23 protein-coding genes are annotated in these 20,433 nt (G+C 37.1%); 4 read left to right on the forward strand and 19 right to left on the reverse strand.

Translation table 11 applies throughout. The features are described from left to right. Nucleotides 1–927: 927 nt before the first annotated feature. The 4 genes from AC2G3J_RS10685 (at nt 928) to AC2G3J_RS10700 (ending at nt 5,868) form a co-directional block, all read left to right on the forward strand. Entirely contained in the window at nt 928–1,464 is a 537-nt protein-coding gene (locus AC2G3J_RS10685) for a fimbrial protein (protein ID WP_004821263.1), read from the forward strand. An 87-nt stretch (nt 1,465–1,551) separates the two neighbouring features. Then, nucleotides 1,552–2,256: a fimbrial biogenesis chaperone gene (locus tag AC2G3J_RS10690; protein WP_419327461.1), complete on the forward strand. Its 705-nt coding sequence runs from the start codon at nt 1,552–1,554 to the stop codon at nt 2,254–2,256. 24 nt (nt 2,257–2,280) lie between these two features. Next, the gene (locus AC2G3J_RS10695) at nt 2,281–4,785 is read left to right on the forward strand and encodes a fimbria/pilus outer membrane usher protein (protein ID WP_483769956.1); all 2,505 of its coding nucleotides are present in this window, start codon (nt 2,281–2,283) and stop codon (nt 4,783–4,785) included. 15 nt (nt 4,786–4,800) lie between these two features. Then, complete coding sequence (locus AC2G3J_RS10700) at nt 4,801–5,868, forward strand: fimbrial protein (RefSeq protein ID WP_336951419.1); 1,068 nt, start codon at nt 4,801–4,803, stop codon at nt 5,866–5,868. Nucleotides 5,869–6,009: 141 nt separating this feature from the next. Here the strand turns inward: AC2G3J_RS10700 and AC2G3J_RS10705 are convergent, their stop codons facing one another. The 19 genes from AC2G3J_RS10705 to lpxK form a co-directional block, all read right to left on the reverse strand. Next, nucleotides 6,010–6,375 carry a lipopolysaccharide assembly protein LapA domain-containing protein gene (locus AC2G3J_RS10705; RefSeq protein ID WP_336951420.1) on the reverse strand — a complete coding sequence of 122 codons (366 nt, stop codon included), beginning with the start codon at nt 6,373–6,375 and terminating at the stop codon, nt 6,010–6,012. Nucleotides 6,376–6,399: 24 nt separating this feature from the next. After that, complete coding sequence (locus AC2G3J_RS10710; RefSeq protein WP_004720793.1) at nt 6,400–6,702, reverse strand: integration host factor subunit beta; 303 nt, start codon at nt 6,700–6,702, stop codon at nt 6,400–6,402. 159 nt (nt 6,703–6,861) lie between these two features. Then, nucleotides 6,862–8,544, reverse strand: coding sequence for a 30S ribosomal protein S1 (rpsA, locus tag AC2G3J_RS10715; protein ID WP_336951421.1), 1,683 nt, complete (start codon nt 8,542–8,544; stop codon nt 6,862–6,864). A 119-nt stretch (nt 8,545–8,663) separates the two neighbouring features. After that, nucleotides 8,664–9,353 carry a (d)CMP kinase gene (cmk, locus tag AC2G3J_RS10720; protein WP_483769957.1) on the reverse strand — a complete coding sequence of 230 codons (690 nt, stop codon included), beginning with the start codon at nt 9,351–9,353 and terminating at the stop codon, nt 8,664–8,666. A gap of 11 nt (nt 9,354–9,364) precedes the next feature. Next, nucleotides 9,365–9,799 (reverse strand): SRPBCC family protein, encoded by a 435-nt coding sequence (locus AC2G3J_RS10725; protein ID WP_483769958.1) that lies wholly within the window; start codon nt 9,797–9,799, stop codon nt 9,365–9,367. Nucleotides 9,800–9,884: 85 nt separating this feature from the next. Further along, on the reverse strand, nt 9,885–10,409 hold the full coding sequence (gene tadA, locus AC2G3J_RS10730) for a tRNA adenosine(34) deaminase TadA (RefSeq protein ID WP_336951424.1): 525 nt from the start codon (nt 10,407–10,409) through the stop codon (nt 9,885–9,887). A gap of 6 nt (nt 10,410–10,415) precedes the next feature. Then, on the reverse strand, nt 10,416–11,537 hold the full coding sequence (locus AC2G3J_RS10735; RefSeq protein WP_483769959.1) for an enoyl-CoA hydratase/isomerase family protein: 1,122 nt from the start codon (nt 11,535–11,537) through the stop codon (nt 10,416–10,418). Then, nucleotides 11,534–12,247: a uracil-DNA glycosylase gene (gene ung / locus AC2G3J_RS10740; RefSeq protein ID WP_419327453.1), complete on the reverse strand. Its 714-nt coding sequence runs from the start codon at nt 12,245–12,247 to the stop codon at nt 11,534–11,536. The genes AC2G3J_RS10735 and ung overlap by 4 nt, the downstream gene beginning before the upstream one ends. Nucleotides 12,248–12,320: 73 nt before the next feature. Beyond that, nucleotides 12,321–12,917 carry a 6-pyruvoyl trahydropterin synthase family protein gene (locus AC2G3J_RS10745; RefSeq protein WP_336951426.1) on the reverse strand — a complete coding sequence of 199 codons (597 nt, stop codon included), beginning with the start codon at nt 12,915–12,917 and terminating at the stop codon, nt 12,321–12,323. Nucleotides 12,918–13,138: 221 nt separating this feature from the next. After that, nucleotides 13,139–14,095, reverse strand: coding sequence for a type II secretion system minor pseudopilin GspK (gspK, locus tag AC2G3J_RS10750; RefSeq protein WP_336951427.1), 957 nt, complete (start codon nt 14,093–14,095; stop codon nt 13,139–13,141). Nucleotides 14,096–14,143: 48 nt separating this feature from the next. Beyond that, on the reverse strand, nt 14,144–14,800 hold the full coding sequence (gene gspJ, locus AC2G3J_RS10755; protein WP_336951429.1) for a type II secretion system minor pseudopilin GspJ: 657 nt from the start codon (nt 14,798–14,800) through the stop codon (nt 14,144–14,146). Further along, complete coding sequence (gene gspI, locus AC2G3J_RS10760; protein WP_336951430.1) at nt 14,800–15,183, reverse strand: type II secretion system minor pseudopilin GspI; 384 nt, start codon at nt 15,181–15,183, stop codon at nt 14,800–14,802. Before gspI ends, gspJ begins: the two co-directional genes overlap by 1 nt. Continuing rightward, complete coding sequence (locus tag AC2G3J_RS10765) at nt 15,170–15,736, reverse strand: prepilin-type N-terminal cleavage/methylation domain-containing protein (protein ID WP_336951431.1); 567 nt, start codon at nt 15,734–15,736, stop codon at nt 15,170–15,172. The genes gspI and AC2G3J_RS10765 overlap by 14 nt, the downstream gene beginning before the upstream one ends. Before the next feature lie 5 nt (nt 15,737–15,741). Continuing rightward, nucleotides 15,742–16,356 (reverse strand): TetR/AcrR family transcriptional regulator, encoded by a 615-nt coding sequence (locus AC2G3J_RS10770; RefSeq protein WP_004821232.1) that lies wholly within the window; start codon nt 16,354–16,356, stop codon nt 15,742–15,744. Nucleotides 16,357–16,445: 89 nt separating this feature from the next. Further along, nucleotides 16,446–17,219, reverse strand: a complete 774-nt coding sequence (locus tag AC2G3J_RS10775) for a TatD family hydrolase (RefSeq protein ID WP_336951432.1) — start codon at nt 17,217–17,219, stop codon at nt 16,446–16,448. A gap of 27 nt (nt 17,220–17,246) precedes the next feature. Beyond that, nucleotides 17,247–17,588, reverse strand: a complete 342-nt coding sequence (locus tag AC2G3J_RS10780; protein ID WP_336951434.1) for a PilZ domain-containing protein — start codon at nt 17,586–17,588, stop codon at nt 17,247–17,249. A 26-nt stretch (nt 17,589–17,614) separates the two neighbouring features. Beyond that, nucleotides 17,615–18,595, reverse strand: a complete 981-nt coding sequence (locus tag AC2G3J_RS10785) for a DNA polymerase III delta subunit-related protein (protein ID WP_336951435.1) — start codon at nt 18,593–18,595, stop codon at nt 17,615–17,617. 52 nt (nt 18,596–18,647) lie between these two features. Then, nucleotides 18,648–19,409: a 3-deoxy-manno-octulosonate cytidylyltransferase gene (gene kdsB / locus AC2G3J_RS10790; protein ID WP_336951436.1), complete on the reverse strand. Its 762-nt coding sequence runs from the start codon at nt 19,407–19,409 to the stop codon at nt 18,648–18,650. 4 nt (nt 19,410–19,413) lie between these two features. Beyond that, complete coding sequence (gene lpxK / locus AC2G3J_RS10795) at nt 19,414–20,430, reverse strand: tetraacyldisaccharide 4'-kinase (RefSeq protein ID WP_419359222.1); 1,017 nt, start codon at nt 20,428–20,430, stop codon at nt 19,414–19,416. Nucleotides 20,431–20,433 lie beyond the last annotated feature (3 nt).

Here is a 20,433-nt window from a genome sequence, read left to right on the forward strand (position 1 = left end):
TAAAGCGCTTAAAATTCGTTTTATATTTGATCATTGTGAAGCACCTCACTTACTCCACCAAATAAAAATTTTCAAAACACTGCCTTTTCTAGATTTTAATCCTTACAACAGATAAATTCTTTTTCATATATTTAAAAACCTATACAAACTTAAAATAATATTAAATTAAAATTATATTTTTCTTATTCATTGCATCCATGTTTACACTAAATTTTTTATTTTTAATTTATCTATCTGCGCTATTTCCAAATATATTCTTTATAACTAAACAAACATTACATCATAACTAAACAATTAATCTCTTTGATAAAAAAAAAGTAATCATATTAAGTGAAGCAAAGTCGCATTAAAAAAACCTTCTGTTTTTAAAAGCAATCTAGGATGAACGCGATTTTATGTTGATTTAAGCATTTAAAAATAGTTTACAGAGAAGCTAAATAAAATACTAAAAAATCATTTAAATTCAAGTTAATAATTTTTTTAATGAAAATGATCTAGTACAATGCAGCGTATTAAAATAAAATCCAAAATTTAATTAATCATGATAATAAGTTATTTTAGAAAATCTTAAAAACTTATTCTCGCTTAATATAAGCAGATCAAAATAATTTGCTATAATATGACGCTATTCACAAAAAGTGACATTTTTTGTCACTTTTTAGTAAACAGAAACAAATTCTTGTTAAAATAAATAAACATATTAATTATAAATATCCTCTTGTATTTAAATAATAAAAAATAAATCCAAAACAAATAACGTTATATTGTATTTGTAACACAAAAATAATGTGATATTTGTCTCTTTTTTTCATTGTTTTTATTTAGGAAAAATTTATAGTAGCCCTTATTGTTTAGCTCCTAAACACTTCCCCTTTATTAGGAAAGTACCAGTAAAGGGCAAATCAACGCAGTATTGAGAGAAATTCTATGAAAAATATTCAATTGGGTTTAGCGATCATTGGCTTAGGTTTAGCATCTTCAACAGTTTTTGCGGCTGCTGATGGTACAGTAACAGTTACAGGAAAAATCGTTGATCAAACCTGTACAGTTGGTGGTACTGCTGGTAACTACACTGTTGTTTTACCGACTGTAGGTAAATCAACTTTAGCGACAGCGGCGACAACAAATGGCGACACTAAATTTACTATTAATTTAACAGCATGCCCTGTAGGTAATGTAGGTGTTTATTATGACAACACCAATGCAAATATTAATACTGCAGGTCGTTTAAACAATACCGTTACCACTGGCGGTGCAACAAACGTAAATATTCAATTATTAAACTCTGCAAAAGCAGTGATTGACCTAACTAAAGATCGTACAGGTCAAAACATTGTGACTTCAAATGTTGCAACTGCAAATGGTTCTGCAAATCTTGATTTTTATGCACGTTACTATGCAACAGGTGCAACAACCGCTGGTGATGTAAGCACAACTGCAACTTACTATGTTGTATATCAATAATTAAACATTTGGGTCTGTAAGTTTTTTAAACAGGTCTGGTTAATTTTTATATCTTAACCAGACTTGCATCTTCCCAAGGGTCTTTCAATGAAAAAACTATTTTTTATTTCTAGCTTGTTAATGCTCAGTACTTTGATTACATCCGCTCATGCTGGTATTGTGATTACAGGTACCCGTGTAATTTACCCAAGTGATAAAGAATTTGTATCTGTGCAATTAACCAATGTAGGTGATCAAATTGCATTAGTACAATCATGGGTGGACAGTAAAGACATTATTGCAGATCCAACCACAACCCAAGCCCCATTTATTGTTACCCCTCCAATAACCACGATTGAAGCTGCTAAAGGTCAATCTTTACGTGTCATTTTCAATCAAAAACAAAAACTTGCTACTGATCGAGAAACATTGTTTTGGCTCAACGTACTTGATATCCCAGCCAAGCCAACAGCTGAAGCAAATTACTTACAATTTGCGATTCGTAACCGCTTAAAACTGTTTTACCGACCAACTGGCATCAAAATGGAACAGCAACAAGCGTTTCAAAAAGTTGAAGTACAGCGTGTAAATAACCAATTACAAATCAATAATCCGACACCTTACTACCTAAATTTTGGTAAATCGAATCTTGTTTTAAAAAATGGTACGCCAGACGAAATTAAAAATCTAAGTTTTATAGAACCATTTTCAAAACAACAAATTGAGGTCGAAAATTTATCAGACGCTAAGTCCGTACAGCTTTATTTAATCAATGACTACGGCAGTTTATCGACAATAGAGAAACAGTTTTAATCTAAATTATTGGGAGAATTGTGCTTGAAACATTTCACACTTAGGTATAGTGTTTTGGCGCTAAGTCTATATCTATGCAATCAAAATGTTATAGCGCAAGCACCACAATTCGATAATAGCTTTTTATACGGCCAAAATTCTAAAACAATTGATCTTGAAAAACTTATTTCAAGCGATAAAGTCGCGCCAAATGATTACATCCTTGATATTTACCTAAATGGTCGTTATATCACTCGCTCTATTGTGCGTATTTCAGATGATCCTGAATCACCTGAAAAGCAACGTTATTGTATTCCACGCAGTACTGTTAAGCAGCTTGATTTCAATCATAAACTTATCGATTTAGATAAAGTGAGCGGAAACTGTATCGATACACGCTTAATGAATCATGTCGTATTCTGGAAACTGAATATAGCAGAACAACGTGTGGATGTTTCAAGCCCTCAATCGATGTTAAATGAGCGACCATTTGGCTATATAGATCCATCACTTTGGGAAACTGGTGGAAATAGTGCTTTTCTCAAATATTACTACAATTACTATAATTCAGATTATGGTCAGGACAACAAACAAGATTCTAGTTTTCTCAATATTAATTCTGGTATCAATATTGATGATTGGCAATTCCGTCATTCTGGTAGCACCAGTATGGGAGATAGCAGTCATTCAGGCCAATATACCAGCTATGAAAATAAACTTATGCGAGTACTGCCTAGTTTAAAAACCCAGCTTACTCTTGGTGATTTCTATACCAATACAAAAACCATCAACAGTAATTCGAGTATTGCCATTCGTGGTGTACAGCTTGCTAGTGATGACAGAATGCTTCCGATTTCATTGCAAAGTTACGCACCCACAATTTCAGGTTATGCAAAAAGTAATGCTTTAATACGCGTTCGCCAAAATCAACAAATTATTATGGAACGCACTGTTCCTGCTGGTGCATTTAATATTGCAGATCTCCAAACACCTGGGACGGGTGGTACATTAAATGTAGATATTATTGAAGCAAATGGTGAAATCCGCAGTTTTGATTTACCTTATAATAATTTTATTCAATCTATCCGCGCACAACAGTATCGTTATCAAATTGCAGCAGGTACTTTTCGTCAAAATAGCAAATCCTATGATGAGAAATTAATCAATGCATCTTTTGATTATGGATTAAATGATTTTATCTCAGTAAGCAGTTCAGCACTGGTCAGTGATCATTATCAATCCTATATTCTAGGAACCGCATTCAATACTAAACTCGGTGGTATTGCTTTAGAAAGTAATTATGTTAAAGCAGATATAAACCAGTCCAACCAAAATTTAGACAGTTCTTTGGTTACGCTACGCTATAATCTTGCACTAAACAGTGCGAAAACAAATATCAGTTTAAACAGTACTATTTATGGAAATGATCAGTATTATTCCTTTGATGAAGCCATGCAGAATCGTTATATTCAAAAAAACAGTGCTGCATTGGTACTTAATGGTCGGCCCAAGTCATCAAACTATATTCAACTGAGCCAGAACCTAGGTCATCAGTTTGGTGCTGTTTCAGCCAGTTTTTCACAGTATGAATTCTGGCATCAAATCAATACACAAAAATTTTATCAAATTAGCTATAGCAATAGTTTTAAAGGCATCAGTTACTATATGGGTATGCAACATACTCAAAATGATCAATACAAATTAGATAAAGACACTCAATACTTTGTGAATGTGAATATACCTCTGTCGTTTAAAAACAAAAATAGTAATTTACGTCTAAGTAGTGAAGTCTATCCAGATAATAATGCACTCAATACCAATCAAGTCGGCATATTTGGAAATTTAGGTGAAAATCAGCAGTTCGGCTATAACTTCAATTATTCAAATAGTAAAGATAAAGATATCTTCAGCAGTTCTTTGAGTTATCGAACTAATCCGGTTTATTTAGCATCAACTTATGCAACCGACTTTGACCAACAACATCAATACTCTTTACAAGCACAAGGCGCTATTGTTACACATCAACACGGCATTACTTTAGCCAATGATTTAAATGATACTTTTGCAATTATTCATGCCAAAGGCTTAGAGGGAACCAGCCTCTCCAATGGAAATAATATTAAAATTGATCGCTGGGGCAATGCGATTATTCCCTATCTAAATCCTTACCAATACAATAGTATCAACTTAAACCCCAATACAATTCCACTCAATACCGATGTTGATGCTACCCAATTACAAGTTGTACCTAAATTAAACGCCAGTATTTTGGTGGATTTTAAAGCATTAAAAAGCACAAAAGCCTTAATTGAACTTAAACACGCAAATGAGGTGCTCATTCCAATGGGTGCTCAAGTGAAAGATGCTTTGGGTAATGCAGTGACTACAGTAGGACAAGGTCAGCAAATTTTTATGCAAAATATAAATCCTGGACGCTATAGCGTTTATTGGAGTAATACTGATTCTTGTCAATTCGATATTTCCAAAGAAATATTTGAGCAAAGTAAAACTCAAATCCCTTTTGCAAGCTTTAACTTAAACTGCAAATAAACACGGAGTAATTTTATGCTGAAATATAAATTGTTATTTATGTTATCTACACTCCCTGCAAGTTTTGCAGTATTTGCAGATTGCAGTGTCGGTAGCAATTTCACCAGCGGTTATAGCATGCCAACGATGAATGCCAGTACCATGAATATCAATAAATATGAAGGAACATCAGTACAGTCCAATGTATATTCCCGCGAAGTTGCTTCAGCAAATTTTGATATTTTCCGTGTCTATACTGGATGTACTGTTGGGGTAAATAGAACCATTTTTGGGAATGTTTTTGCCACCAATGTGACGACCTATGATGCCAATATTTCGCGCTTAAATGCTTACCCAGCTTTAGGGATTAAAGTTGAAATGGGCGATGCACCGACGAGTGGTACATTAAAAACACTAAATACTACTGAATTAGCAATTTATAGTTATAGTGGTGATACGCATGGTGTAAAAATGAGGGTGACATTATATGTTTTACCCAGAACATCAACAATGACCTCATACCCAACCACGATCAATGTTTCGAATCTACGAATAGCAACCATCAGTTTAAAACGCGTTAGTGATAATGTTCTTATTCCTGCAAATACACAAATTCCAGTGTATTTAAATGCAACAGTCAATATCTCTGAATCCACATGCTCACTGAGTCAAAGCAGCTATACCATTGCGCTACCTGATGTTAGTGTACGAAACTTGGGTTTAGTCGGAAATGAAACCGCATTGAGCTCAAGCAATACAGCAACCCTCAGTATAAATTGTGCAAATTTAAATGATGGTGCAGGTCGTGAAATAAAAGCTTATACCACCGATGCATTGAATCAATCCAATGCAACAAATATATTAGAGAATCAAATCGGGGCTGGATATGCTACAGGTGTGGGGATTCGTTTACGTGATAAAAATAATGCGATAATTAGTCTAGACCCAAACCAATCAAGAAGTACCAATAAATGGACCTTTGGTAATTTAAATACATCACAATTGATTCAGCATGTAATTAAAGCCAATTACGTAAGAACAGCAAATACCGTAACACCAGGTTTGGTGAGATCTCAAGCTTATTTAAATATCGTATATGATTAAAAAATAGTGAAATTATATTCTTTTGTTTTATTTGATGATATTAAACAAGGTTTTTGATGTTAAATAATCAACAGACTCAGAAATCAGTAAAAATAAAAAAGCGCTTTCCAGTGGTGGTAAAGCGCTTTTCTAGCATAATGATTAAAGCGGATTGACATTCTTATTTTCTGGTTGAATATCTAATACCGTCTTTTCATGACGAGCACTTGCGGCAGCTTCAGCAGCGGCCAATTGTGCTGTCTGTATTTGTTCTTTTCGAAGATGATCAATATCTTTACGAAGACGCTTAACTTCCCATGCGTTTTGGAATACACGAAATACCTGTACGCCAAGCAACAATCCAAGAACAATCCCGAGCACCAAAGTTAAGAGTAGCAATAACCCTAAACGCATTGCTGGTACTTGAGTAAACAATAAATCTACAGGTAGTTCCGCTGGATTCTGCAAGACTAATGCTAAAGCGTAACCAAAGACTACCAGTAGTAATGCAATTAAGAAATAGCGCATACTCACCTCATTCGAATTTTTTTATTAATTAGCAGATTCGTTTACTGCATCACGGAGTGCTTTACCAGGTTTAAAGTGAGGTACAGCTTTTGCTGCAACTTCCACTGATTTACCTGTTTTTGGATTACGACCCACGCGTGGCTCACGGTGATGTAAAGCAAAACTACCAAACCCACGAATTTCAATACGGTCATCTGAAGATAATGATGCAATCATTTGATCGATCATAATCTTAACTGCTTCTTCGACTAATGGCTCTGCTAAATGCGGATTTTTGAGAGCAATTCTTTCTATTAAGTCAGACTTATTAAGTGCTTCAGTTGTCATTTAAGACCTCATTAATTTTAATGCTAATTGATATACACCAGATAATATCCTTTTTAAATACAAAAAGGTAGCGCAGTAATCATATACTACGCTACCTTTTACACTATTTGAATAAAAAATATTAATTAATTACATTAAATAATACTTCTTAACAATCACTTAGTGGTTCATCTGCGCTTTGATTAAATCACCAATAGTCTTAGGACCATTGTCTTGACCAGTAGGCGCAGTTGTAGTTTTCAAGTTTGCTACAGCTTCTTTTTCTTCAGCTTCGTCTTTAGCTTTAATCGACAAGTTAATAGAACGTGATTTACGATCTACATTGATGATTTTAGCTTCAACTTCTTGACCAACTTCTAAGAATTTAGTTGCATCTTCAACGCGATCGCGGTTGATTTCAGATGCTTTCAAAGAAGCTTCAACTTCGTCAGCTAACTTAATTGTTGCGCCTTTAGCATCAACAGCAGTTACTGTACCTTTAACCAACGCACCGCGTTCGTTAGTCGCTAAGAAGTCATTGAACGGATCGCTGTTCATTTGCTTGATACCAAGACTGATACGGTTGCCTTCAGCATCTACAGACAAGATAACTGCTTCAACTGTATCACCTTTCTTGTAACGACGAATAGCGTCTTCGCCTTGCTCATTCCAAGAAATATCAGACAAGTGAACTAGACCATCGATACCGCCAGGTAAACCGATGAAGATACCGAAGTCAGTAATAGACTTGATCGTACCAGAAACTTTTTCACCTTTGTCGTGTGACTTAGAGAACTCTTCCCATGGGTTCGCACGAGTTTGCTTGATACCCAATGAAATACGACGACGCTCTTCATCAACTTCAAGAACCATAACATCAACTTCATCACCAATCTGAACAACTTTAGATGGGTGGATGTTTTTGTTTGTGTGATCCATTTCTGAAACGTGTACTAAGCCTTCAACGCCTTCAGCGATTTCAGCGAAACAACCGTAGTCAGTTAAGTTTGTAACACGTGCTTTAACGATAGAACCTTTAGGATAACGGTTCATGATCGCTAACCATGGATCTTCGCCTAATTGCTTAAGACCTAAAGATACACGATTACGTTCTTTGTCAAATTTAAGTACTTTAACAGTAACTTCTTGACCCACTTCAACAACTTCTGAAGGGTGTTTGATGCGTTTCCAAGCCATATCTGTGATATGTAGAAGACCATCAATACCGCCAAGGTCAACAAATGCACCATAATCAGTAAGATTTTTGATCGTACCAGTAACTGTTTGACCTTCTTCCAATTGAGAAAGAAGCGCTTCACGGTCAGCTGAAGATTCAGCTTCCATTACAGCACGACGAGATACAACAACGTTGTTACGTTTAGCATCAAGTTTGATTACTTTGAATTCTAACTCTTTGCCTTCAAGGTGAGTTGTATCACGAATAGGGCGAGTATCTACCAATGAACCTGGTAAGAATGCACGAACTGGACCGATGTCAACAGTGAAACCGCCTTTAACCTTACCAGAAATAACACCAGTAACGATTTCGCCGTCTTCAAAGATTTTTTCAAGTTTAGTCCAAGTTTCAGCACGTTTCGCTTTTTCACGTGATAAAACTGTTTGACCCATACCGTTGTCAAGCGCTTCAACAACAACATCAACTTCATCGCCAACTTGAACTTCAAGTTCACGTTGTTCGTTTAAGAATTCTGAACGTGCGACAACACCTTCAGATTTAAGGCCAGTGTCAACAGTAACCCAGTCAGAGTCGATGCTAACAACGATACCTTTAATAACGGCACCTTTGTCGATATTGAGAGTTGATTCGCTTTCTTCAAAGAGGGCTGCAAAAGATTCGGTCATGATATACCTAGTAAAGTCAACGGTCTTGGATCAGACAAGGCCGGTTTAGTTAAGCCATCCACATAGTCCGTATAAAACTGATCAAGCTATGCTTTGGCTAATATTTGATTAAATATTCTTTATTTAGCTAAATGTAACTCAACATAATCAGTCATCAGTTTAAACACTTCATCGATATTCATTTCTGAGCTATCAATGATATAAGCGTCTTCTGCTGGCTTGAGTGGAGCGACTGTGCGTTCCATATCTCTTTTATCTCGAGCTTGTATATTTGCTAAAATGTCGCTTATTTTAACATCCAGCCCCATTCCCTGCAACTGTTTTACACGACGCTCTGCTCGGGACTCTGCTGAGGCAGTGAGATAAATTTTTGCTTGCGCTTGCGGAAAAATAGAAGTGCCCATATCACGCCCATCTGCAACTAAGCCAGGCAACTGAGCAAAAGCATGTTGTCGATCTACCAATGCCGCTCTAAGCACTGGAATTGCTGCGACTTTTGAAGCAAATTCACCAACGCGTTCAGTCCGAATCGTTTGTGAGACATCTTCACCATCCAACAAAATCACGATTCCGTTGTCAGTACTCTTAAATACGATATCTAAATTTGTTGCAATCGTCACACTTTGTTGCAATACAGATTCAGCATCTAATGAGTCCAACAATTCTTTTTGATGCAATGACAATCCAAGCAAACGATATAGCGCACCAGAGTCTAATAAATGGAATTGATAGTAATTCGCAAGTTTTGCTGCAAGTGTTCCTTTACCAGAACCACTTGGCCCATCGATTGTGATAATTTGAATTGTCATTGAATTTCCAATTAAGCTACAGACTTAGCAAGTTTCTTAAATCCAAGTGTAATCGCTAGTTTAAGCTGTGCAAGTATTAATTTACTCACAAATGGTGCACGTGCTTGTAATTCAATCGTATAGTCAACACGGGTTTTGTTCGCATCAAGCGCTGTAAACTCAATAATTCCAATATGATGTTTAATCAATGGATTCTTAATTAACTTATATTCAATACGTTTATTGACATCCAGATGAGTAATTTGCTCTTGAATCGGTTTGATCGGACCAAACCCCATACGACGGATAGACCCCAATCCATCTGGGCGTTCAGGATCAGCAGCATCTTTCACTCGTATAACTTGGATGGGAGCAAAAGCCACATTATAAGTTGAATGTTTTGCTAACAAGTCAAAGACTTGATCGATTGGTGCATCAAACTCTTGTCTTACTTGAATAGAATTCATTGTTATATCCTTTTAAATTTTAACTATATTTTTAAACCTTTAAGTTGACAATTTTAATTGTCACTAAAATCTTGTGTATTCTAGATCATTTTAATATGTCATTTAAGGTCTTTTGTTGTAACTTTAATTGTTTTTTTTGCTCACGACGCTTTTTAAAAAAATCAGACAGTTGGGTTGAACACTGTGATTGTAAACAGCCCCCTTCAAACTGAAATATATGATTGTAATAGCCAATCTCTAACAGTTGACGACTACTGATGAGTGAACCTGCTTTAGGTTCGACCGCGCCAAAAACCACACGTTTGATTCTTGCATGGATTAATGCACCGACACACATAGTACAAGGTTCAAGTGTGACATATAAAGTTGCGTCTTCAGGTAGGCGATAATTTTCAATCTTTTGACACGCATTGCGCAGTGCCTGAATTTCCGCATGGGCTGTTGGATCATGCTGAGCAATCGGTTGATTATAACCTTCACCGATAACTTGCCCCTGACTTACAATCACAGCTCCTACTGGAATTTCACCGATAGATGCAGCAAATGCAGCTTGCTCTAAAGCCAGCTGCATCCATTGTTGATCTATGTATTGTTGAGCTTCTTCAGTCATACGACCTTAAATAATACCATACTGACTTAGAAGCGCATTCCAACTGTCAATCGTTGTGACAGGTGGATTTTTGGCAAGTATTCCACGCAATGTTCGAGACTCAACCTGTTCCCACTCTGGGGATAAATCTTTATCAACCAAACGTGCACGTACACCCTCAACAAAATCAGGATGACGAATTTTCCAATCAGAAATTTGTTTTTCTAATTCAAAAACCTCAGACCAAGGATGAACTTGACGTCCCCACTGCCATAATAACCACGTAATCGCAGCAGTACTTGGTGAGCCCTTTTGTAGATTCTCGCTGGCTTGACGCAACCAATCACTACGCGCATCGCTTAGACCAATAATCGCTTCATAATCATGTTCAAAGTTTACACCACGACAAACACTATGAATCACATCCAAAGAGTTTTGCAACGGGCCTGGTGAAACAGGACGATGTAAACTATTTAAGGTGTCATCTAAAGCACGGAAATCACCAGCAGGATAATGCTCCCAATCGATATCAATCAGTTTCTGTAAAACCACATCACGTTGGGCATCACAAATATGAGTTGCCCAGCCAATCCCATAACCACCCGCTGCAGTCATGATCGAACCTGTTAACCCCGTGAATAAACCTATTGGACCACGATCTGCCAAGAAACGTGTAGCTCCCACATCTGGATATAGACCGATATTCACTTCAGGCATAGCAAGACGCGAATATGGCGTAACCAAACGGAATGGGGCCGCCATAAATAAGCCTAAGCCCCCCCCCATAACATAACCTTCACCCCAAACTACTATAGGCTTAGCATAATTATGCAACAGTAAATCTAAAGCATATTCCGTTTCAAAAAACTTATTGGCTGTTTCAACTTCATTGTTGATCACCAATTGGCGAAGTTTACGAACATCACCACCTGCACAAAAAGCTTTTGGCGTGGTTGAGTCCAACCAAATTGCCTTAACCGAGTCATCATGATGAAAATCCTCAAACAGATTCAATAATGCCGTAACGATGGATTCATCAAGTGCATGAAGCGACTTAGGACGATTTAAGCGAATAATTCGCCATCCCTTTTTTGCTTCTTCGATAATCAGATCTGGGTGATAATTATTTATTTCGGGAGAGTTTGTCATGCGTCCAGCTGCCAGTCGATTGGCTCAATGCCATATTGTTTCAGATAATTATTTGTTTTTGAAAAAACCTTACAACCAAAAAAGCCACCACGATTTGCCGCCAATGGAGATGGGTGTGCAGCTTTTAATACCAGATGCTTCGTTTGGTCTATACGTTGCCCTTTTTTCTGAGCATATGCGCCCCAAAGTATAAATACAATGTGCTCTCTATGCTCATTCAACACATCAATCACATGATCTGTAAAATTTTCCCAACCGCGTTTTTGATGTGATGTTGGTTGCCCCGCTTCCACTGTCAACACGCTATTTAAAAGCAATACACCCTGTTGAGCCCATTTGGTGAGATCACCATGTCGGGATACAGGCACAGCTAAATCTGTATTTAACTCATGAAAGATATTACGTAAAGACGGAGGCAATGCAACGCCTCTCTGTACGGAAAAACTTAACCCATGCGCTTGATCAGGACCGTGATAAGGATCTTGTCCTAAAATGACCACTTTTACATGATTCAATGGCGTTGTGTCTAATGCATTGAAAATAAGTGAGCTGGGTGGGTAAATAGTTTTATTTGCATTTTTTTCAGTAACTAAAAAAGAACGCAAATCATCCATTTGCTGACTCAAAAGGAACTCAGCTAAACCTTCTTTCCAACTTTGATCTAACCGAACTTGATTTAATTTTGTTTGTTCGAGTTCAGATAATTGCATCAACTTTCATCCTAAATTTCATTTTCCTAAAAATTTATTTGTCCTAAGATAGATTTCACTCAAAAATCATCATTTAAATTTTAACCTGTAAATCCACTTCAGGGTTTTGAAACAGAATACCTTGTTTCAATTTTTCATACATGTCTGGGTCAGACCATTCAGATTTAACTTGCTCAGAAAAAATAATTTTATCCAGACTCAACAGCCCCATCTGAGCATTTTCAATATCTTCTTGAAAACTTTGCGCATAACCTGTATCGGTTTCATGCACAATCACAGAATAGACTTCAACATCCCCTTCCCCATTTTGGGTAATGGTTGATTTTAAAATCTGTTGAGCAAGGAAAAAGAATATCCGTGAAAACTGTTCAGCTGATGGAGAAACAGGCAAAGCCACCCAACGTGCACTAAAAGTTTTACAAGCCTGAATATATTCAGGATTATCTTCTTGCCAAAAACAGATCGCATGGTCAAAACTGTCGAAAATTTCTTTGATTACACCTTTAAGCAATCCAAAGTCATATACCATTTGACCATGATCAAGTTTTGAAGCTTTAAGTAGTAATTCAACTTTATAGCTGTGCCCGTGTATAGACCGTTTGCAACGATCTGACGTGCAATTCCGCACAATATGTGCATTTTCAAACTTAAATAACTTACGAATTAACATGAGCCAAATTTTATAAACAAATCGGTAAAGAATCTCGATTATAAAGCAAAACTCGAACCCTGAGCATTAATTTTCACGTTGATTGCAATTAGCAAAAAGGATAATCTCATTTTTTAGGCCTATTTAGCTTATCGAATCATATTTACGCAATCAACCAACCTTTTAACTACCTTTTATAGTTATTTAAAATCATATAGTTAAAAAAATATTTAGCAAAATTTTCAAAATGGCGCAAGGCTACGTGAATAAACATAAACTTGCGATTTATCATTACGCATAAAGCGCGTGGTAAATTGGCGCTTTCGATTGCTTAAAGATACTTCTATCTTAGCTTTAAAATAATTGGATGTTACACCGAAAATCTTGTCTGCTTCGGTTTTGCTTGTAGCCTCCAAGGTGTCAAATGGTGCGACTTTCATCAACTCTCCCACATTGGCAAAGTGCTCCAGTTTTTCTTGTCGCGCTTTTAAAGCTGTTTGTATACTATTTACGTCTAATTTTTCATCTATGGCTGCCAAAACCATTGCAGGTGCTGTATTGACATTAATTCGTGTGGCAATATCAGGCAGTGCCGATATATATGGTGCGATTAAATCATACTTCTTTTCTTCAAAACCACGTACTTGTTTAAGTTCTTCAACACTGGCAAATTTTCGATTTGCAGCCAAATAAGGTTTAGGCAAACCTTGGTAATAACTTGTTTCAGCGCCTAAGGAACCTATCGTTTCATTATCTGGATCTTGCCAATCAATCACTGCTTGAACAGCATCAGCGGGTAAACCGACACGAACCAACAGTTTAGAAAAATATTTCTGTGCAGCATCGTTGGGCTTACCTTCATTGGTTAATAAACTGTTTAAATTGAATTTACCTGACTCATCTTCTAACACACCTGCAACATATCCATCTTCAACCGGAAATGCTGGCATTGGTTTTGCCCAAGTTTCCTGTAAATAATCTGCCTCTTTACTGTTTTCACTGTCTTGCACCAATATTTCAGAGTAAAACGCTTCTGCACTCTTTGCATAAAAAAGGGCTTGGCTTTGACGTTTTAAAAACCCTGTACTTTCATTGGTATAATTTTGACGTTTAGCAATCGTCGCGGCAATGATGGTTGCTAAAGCAACCATTACTAAAATCGTAATTAATGCGATACCCTTTTGCTGCTTCAATTGCATGATTGATTTACCTAAATTTAGTGATCCGCATCTACCACAATACTGATTTTAAATAGCTGGGCTGTTATTGATCAAATAGTCAGAATTGAGCAAACTAAAAATCCATTCATATTCTATATCACGAATCGTGACTTTGATTTTAATCCCACGTGGTAATTGCCCTTCATTTTTAATCATATCGTTTGGCCAGCGATCTAATTCAGTTGGATTTAAAGCATCAATACGATACTGATCCACATCTGCCAATAACACACTCGACAAAGGTTGTTCTGAATTATTTCGATTTAAATTTGAATATTTCAGACGGTAAAGTTTTTTCTCTTGTGGATTGTAAACATATTCAATTCGTTCATAGGGTGACAACCCTTGTTTAAGCGGATCGGTTACACCAGTTTTACTGAAAGATAGTTTTTGGTTATCTAAGCGTAAAGCGGGTTCAATTTCCTCACCATTTCTTGCAGAAATGGGAACAATTTGCAAAGTATCACGTTGAATCTGTTGATACGCGCCTTGTAATTGGCCTAAATTTTCCTCATGCATAACATTGCGATCTTTAACTTTTATCAAATAGTCAAATATTTTCCACCCCAATGCTGACAAAACAGCAAAGATTGCGATGGCCACCAAAAGTTCAATTAAGGTAAAGCCTGTGCTTTTCTGTGAATACACAGTTTGATTTTTTTTATGCTTGATTAGATTCATCATTATTTTTCTTTGATCGGATAATTAAAGAACACCATATTGGTAATCCCTGCTTCTACTTTACCCGTATCAGGATCAAAAAGGCTCACTTGCACATCTATTTTTTGTACATTTGGGCTCAGTGTAGTTTCTGCTTTTTTATCTACCTGCCAAGTTTCACCTTGTGTGGTGATTTGTTTGGATGACGTTCCTGACAGCCATTCACGATTAATCATCATCATCGAAATTTCGTTCTGTGCAACAAACTGAGCCTTGGTTCGTAAAATCGCATTGGCTGTCGACTGTGTATATTGCATAGCTACTTTGGTCAATGCCATTGCTGCGACTGCAAAAATCGCCAAAGCCACGACCACCTCAATTAAAGTAAAGCCTTTATTTTTCTTCATCTACCTTACCCAAATAATCAACTCGAATTACCTCACCCACTGGCTTTTGCTGATAATACATTTGAATTGTGACAGGTTTGACTTCACCATTTCCAAACCAAATCAATTTAGGTGCATTATTGCCCAAAAGTTCTGAGTTATTTGCATTTTGGAATTGATGATCTTCCGTTTCAATAGAAAATGAAACGTATTCTGGTAACGCTCTTTTAGGAAAGTCTGTCACTTCTTTCCATGGTTTATTGTCAACCACACGGGTAGGTTGTTCGGCATCTTCATTTACTTGAATATATTCAATAACGCCATATTGTGCATCCGCAACATCTGTAGCATTGTGTAAATCGAGTGCATAAATACGCGCTTGATCATTGGCTTCACGATTAATCTGCTTTAAATCCAGCAACAACATCTCACGCGCTTGCATAGCTTTACGCTGATCTACACCATCAATATTTAAAATGATCAATGAGGCTATAATACTGATGATGACGATCACCACCATCACCTCAATTAAGGTAAAACCTCGCATTTTTTGAGATGATCGTAGATTTTTCATTGCAGCTAAGCAACCTGTTCTGAGGCTTGTGGATGTTTTGGCACAGCCAATGCCTGATCAATCAATGCGACACGCAAGGTATCTCGACAACCTAAATAACGCTGATAGAAGCTTGAATTCAGTATCGCGGCTCCACCATGAGTAATTGACCAAATTGAAGCCAAATAATCACGTACAGACATCAAACTTTGAATTGACTCTAGATAACTTTCAGTCATTCGAATAATGATACGTAAACGTTGTTTACGCACTTGATAAAGTTCACTAAATAAATGATGGATGCCTTGCCCAGTGGTGGATAATCGCTCTTCGATCTGATGGAATAACACTGCACGTTCAGGATGGTGTAAATGGTGCAACATAAAAAAAGCCAAATGCTCAGGAAATGCTTTTTCAGTATCACGAACCATTTCAAGTAACATACGTTCATTACGAATGATGAGCAATATATACAACTCATCCTTACTCTGAAAATGCTTATAAAGTGTTCCCTTGGCTAGATCTAGTTCTGCAGCAAGGGCATCCAATGTCATCCCCGCTTCACCATTTTCTAAAAGCAGTTGTTCAGCAACCTGAAAAATCAATGCTTCTCTTGCTCTAAACTGAGCCTGTCGATCCATCTTCACCCGATAAACTCTCTTGTTAATTCTATCCGTTAATAAATTGAGGCACTTCTATTGATTGCTTTTTAAAAATCAGTACTTTTCAATCACTTTTGTCGAAGCAGGTTTTCAAAATTTTGTGTCGTAATGAAAGCGATCTCTTCAAGCGTTTTATCATATACATCACTCAGCGCTTTGGCTACATAAGGAACATATTTTGGTTCATTAGGCTTTCCTCGATAAGGCATAGGTGCCAAATAAGGACTATCCGTTTCAATCAACAAGCGATCTAAAGGCACTTGCTTTGCTACATCTCTTAGATCTTGTGCGTTTTTAAATGAAACAATTCCAGAGAAGGAAATATAATAGCCACAATCTAAAACGGCCTTTGCAGTCTCCCAATCCTCTGTAAAACAATGCAAAATACCATGTGTTGATTTTTCAGCTCGAATAATATCTATAGTTTCATGTTTTGCTGAACGGGTATGGACAACTACAGGTTTTTTAACCTGTTGCGATGCGTGAATATGTCGTGCAAAACAGGCTTTTTGTTCAGTAATAAATTCTGTGCTATGAAAATAATCCAAGCCTGTTTCACCCAAGGCCCAAACTTTTTCAGCTTGCGCCAGATCAACCAGTTTTTCAACACTTGCTCGTTGCATCACAGCAGGATCTTCACATGGATGCACACCGACACTATAGCCTACATCTGAATGTCTTGCGGCAATTTCTGCAAGTGCGATATGGTCATCCAAATCTACAGAAATCCCCATAAATTTGGACACACCAGCATCTCTTGCTTGTTGTAATGCGGCATCGAGATCCCCAGCATAAGGTTCAAGATTTAACATGGTTAAATGGCAATGCGTATCAACAAACACAGAAATTCCTAAAAATTGAAAATTGGCTTACATTGTAAAGCTAGGACGGTCTAAAGACATACTGCCTGCGAGTAATTTTTCAGCTTCCATTTTGTAATAGATGCCTTTTTCACCAGTGAGTTGAATCGCAAAACCTTGTGGCTTAATTCCATTTTGCTTTTGCGAAATCCAAATCACTTTCCCTGTTAAAGGAATTTTCTGCGATTGATCCGGCAAACCTGCCAATACAAACACTTCATCTCCCATTTTTACAGGATTCTTTGACGGTACAAATAAACCACCACCTAAAATATAAGGCATATAACTGGCTTGTAAGGTTGCACGATCATTGATGTTAACTTGAATCAAACCGCCCATACGTGGTTGCATGATTATTCCCCCTGAATATTCAAATTTTATGTCACATTCATTAACTGAATCGACAATTGATCAATAATTAGATTTGTTTGTACATTTTGATCAACTTTTAGCTTCGATTGTTGTAAGTCTTGATAAATTGAGAATAAAGTTTGCAATTGATACTGCGCTGCAAGCTCATCTAATTCCAAATCTGAATTCTTTACAACTTGATTCAGCTTGACACAAATTATATCTGACAACAAGTATTCAAACATTTGTAAAAAATCATAAAAGCTCAGTTCTTTATTCCATTTTGAAGCAAACTGTAAAGGCATACTTTTCTGACTGACCAGTTTTTGCCAATCCTGTAAAAACTCCCCACGTCGGTTTAACCAATCTAGCTCAGCAAGCGCCAATGCTTGCAGTGGCATATTATTAGATAAATTCATCAACAAGTTAATTTTAGAATGCATTTCAGTTGGTAAATGCTGTTGCAAATATTGTTCTGAAAGCGTGGGGCTAATACGATCCATAGCAAAATGCTGTAATCGACTACGAATTGTTGCTGGGAGCTTTAGATAATGTTCCGCAAGTAAAATAATCTGTACCCGGTCACCTGGCTCTTCTAGCGTTTTTAATAATGCATTTGCAGAAGCAATATTTAAAGCTTCTGCAGGTTCAATCACAATAACACGCCAACCATCTACTGTTTGCTGCACAAATGGTAGTAGATCACGGATCTTCTCGATCTTAATTTTCGCGTTTTGCTTCTTATTCTCTTCATCGGTCGTGATATTAACATAGTTAGGGTGGGTATCTGATTTGAGCCACTGACAACTTGTACACTCGCCACAAGCACCTTGAGGTGTTTTATTTAAACACAAAACCCATGACAAAAAATGTTGGGTAAATGCATGTTTACCACAACCGTTTTTACCATAGAACAATAAACCATGCCCTAATTTTGGAAAGCGACCTGTTAAGGTTTCCCATGTCTGTTGCTGCCAAGGATAAACCTGAGAATTAGAAGCATCCATGAATCAAAAACCTAAATACAAGTGAGGTAAAAACAAGTGACGCAAATTCAAACTATTCAAAAACCGCTGCATCTAAAATGTTTAAGCGATCTAAATCTTCTTGAGTATCGACACCTGGTGGTAAATTTACTTGTGCGATATCAATCGCAATACGATGTCCATTTTCTAAAACACGTAATTGCTCTAAGCTTTCCAATTGCTCCAAAACACCCATATCCCAACTGACATATTCCTGTAAAAGCTTGACACGATAAGCATATAAGCCCAAATGACGATAAGCATGTTGATGTAGCTTTTGCTCAGCCTGTTTAGCACCCTCTCGATCATAAGGAATTTGCGCACGACTGAAATAAAGCGCTTCTTTAAACTTTGACATCACTACTTTTACAATGCTGTCACGCTGAAACTCATCAAGCTGATGTATAGGCTCACATAAGGTCGACATTGAACAATCAGCTTTCTGCGCCAATAGCTCAGCAACTTGAATCACCAATTGTGCAGGCAACAACGGCTCATCACCCTGAACATTCACAATAATATCCTCAGCATCCCAACCTTTGATTCGAGCAACTTCACTTAAACGGTCTGTGCCCGAAGGATGATTCGGATCTGTCATCACAACATCCACACCTTCTGATCGACAAAGCGCTGCAATACGTGGATCATCTGTCGCTACACAAAGATCATCAAAACCCTGTACTTTTTTTGCTTGGTCGACCACACGTAAAATCATGGCTCGCCCATGAATTTCTAAAAGAGGTTTACCTGGAAGGCGTGAACTCGCAAAACGCGCAGGAATAACAATATGTTTCATCAAATTAACCTTGTATTAGATCAATACCAAGTTGAGTAAGTTGTTGGTTGAGTAATAGATAACATTCATCAGACAAGACCGCTCCAACTGGAACCACCCAAATCTCACGACTAAATGTAGAATGATTTTTCAATAAGGGTAAAAGCTTTACCGCATCTTTTTCAGTGGTGATAATCGGATTATTATCCTCAAACTGTAAATCATCAATTTCATAATCATAATGGTCTGGAAACTCATGACATTGAAATTGAGTTACACCTATACTTTCCAAAGTGTTATAAAAGCGTCGAGGAAAACCAATTCCAACGACTGCATAATAATCGAGTGTAGGATCAAACTGCTCAGATTGGTCAAAACTTGGATTTAATAGATAAGGTTCAGTCACCTCTAAATGCATATTCAGAGATGAATGTGGCTGATGGGCATGCTCAATCACGGTACCGTGTTTTAAACGACTCACAGGCTCGCGTAAATAACCTTCAGGAAGTAGCTTCTGATTTCCCAGCCCACGATTATTATCCAGCACAATCCATTCGATTTGGCGCTCTAAAGCCCAATGCTGTAAACCATCATCACTAATGATTAAATCAAGTTCATAATATTGAAGGAGTAATTCAATATTTTTTTGGCGATTCGCACCCACCACCATGGGAACTTCTGTAGACTGAACAATTAAACAAGGTTCATCGCCTACTTGATCAGGCACAGAATCTAATGTAACCAGTGCTGGAAAAGGTCCTTGACCACCATAACCACGACTAATCACGCCAACACGCACATGGTTATGTTTCAAATGCTTCACCAACTGAATCAACAGTGGTGTCTTGCCACTCCCACCCACAGTAATATTTCCAATAATCATTACTGGGACAGGTGCTTTATAGGTTTTTTTTATACCTGTTTGATACAGCTGCTTATTTACCGTAAAACCGAACTGATATAACCATGATAATGGCCGCAATGCAATCAACCACTTGGACTGTTTATTCCAAGCATCTTGAATGATTTGCGCAATAGACATGTT

It is taken from the genome of Acinetobacter legionensis (assembly GCF_057165765.1).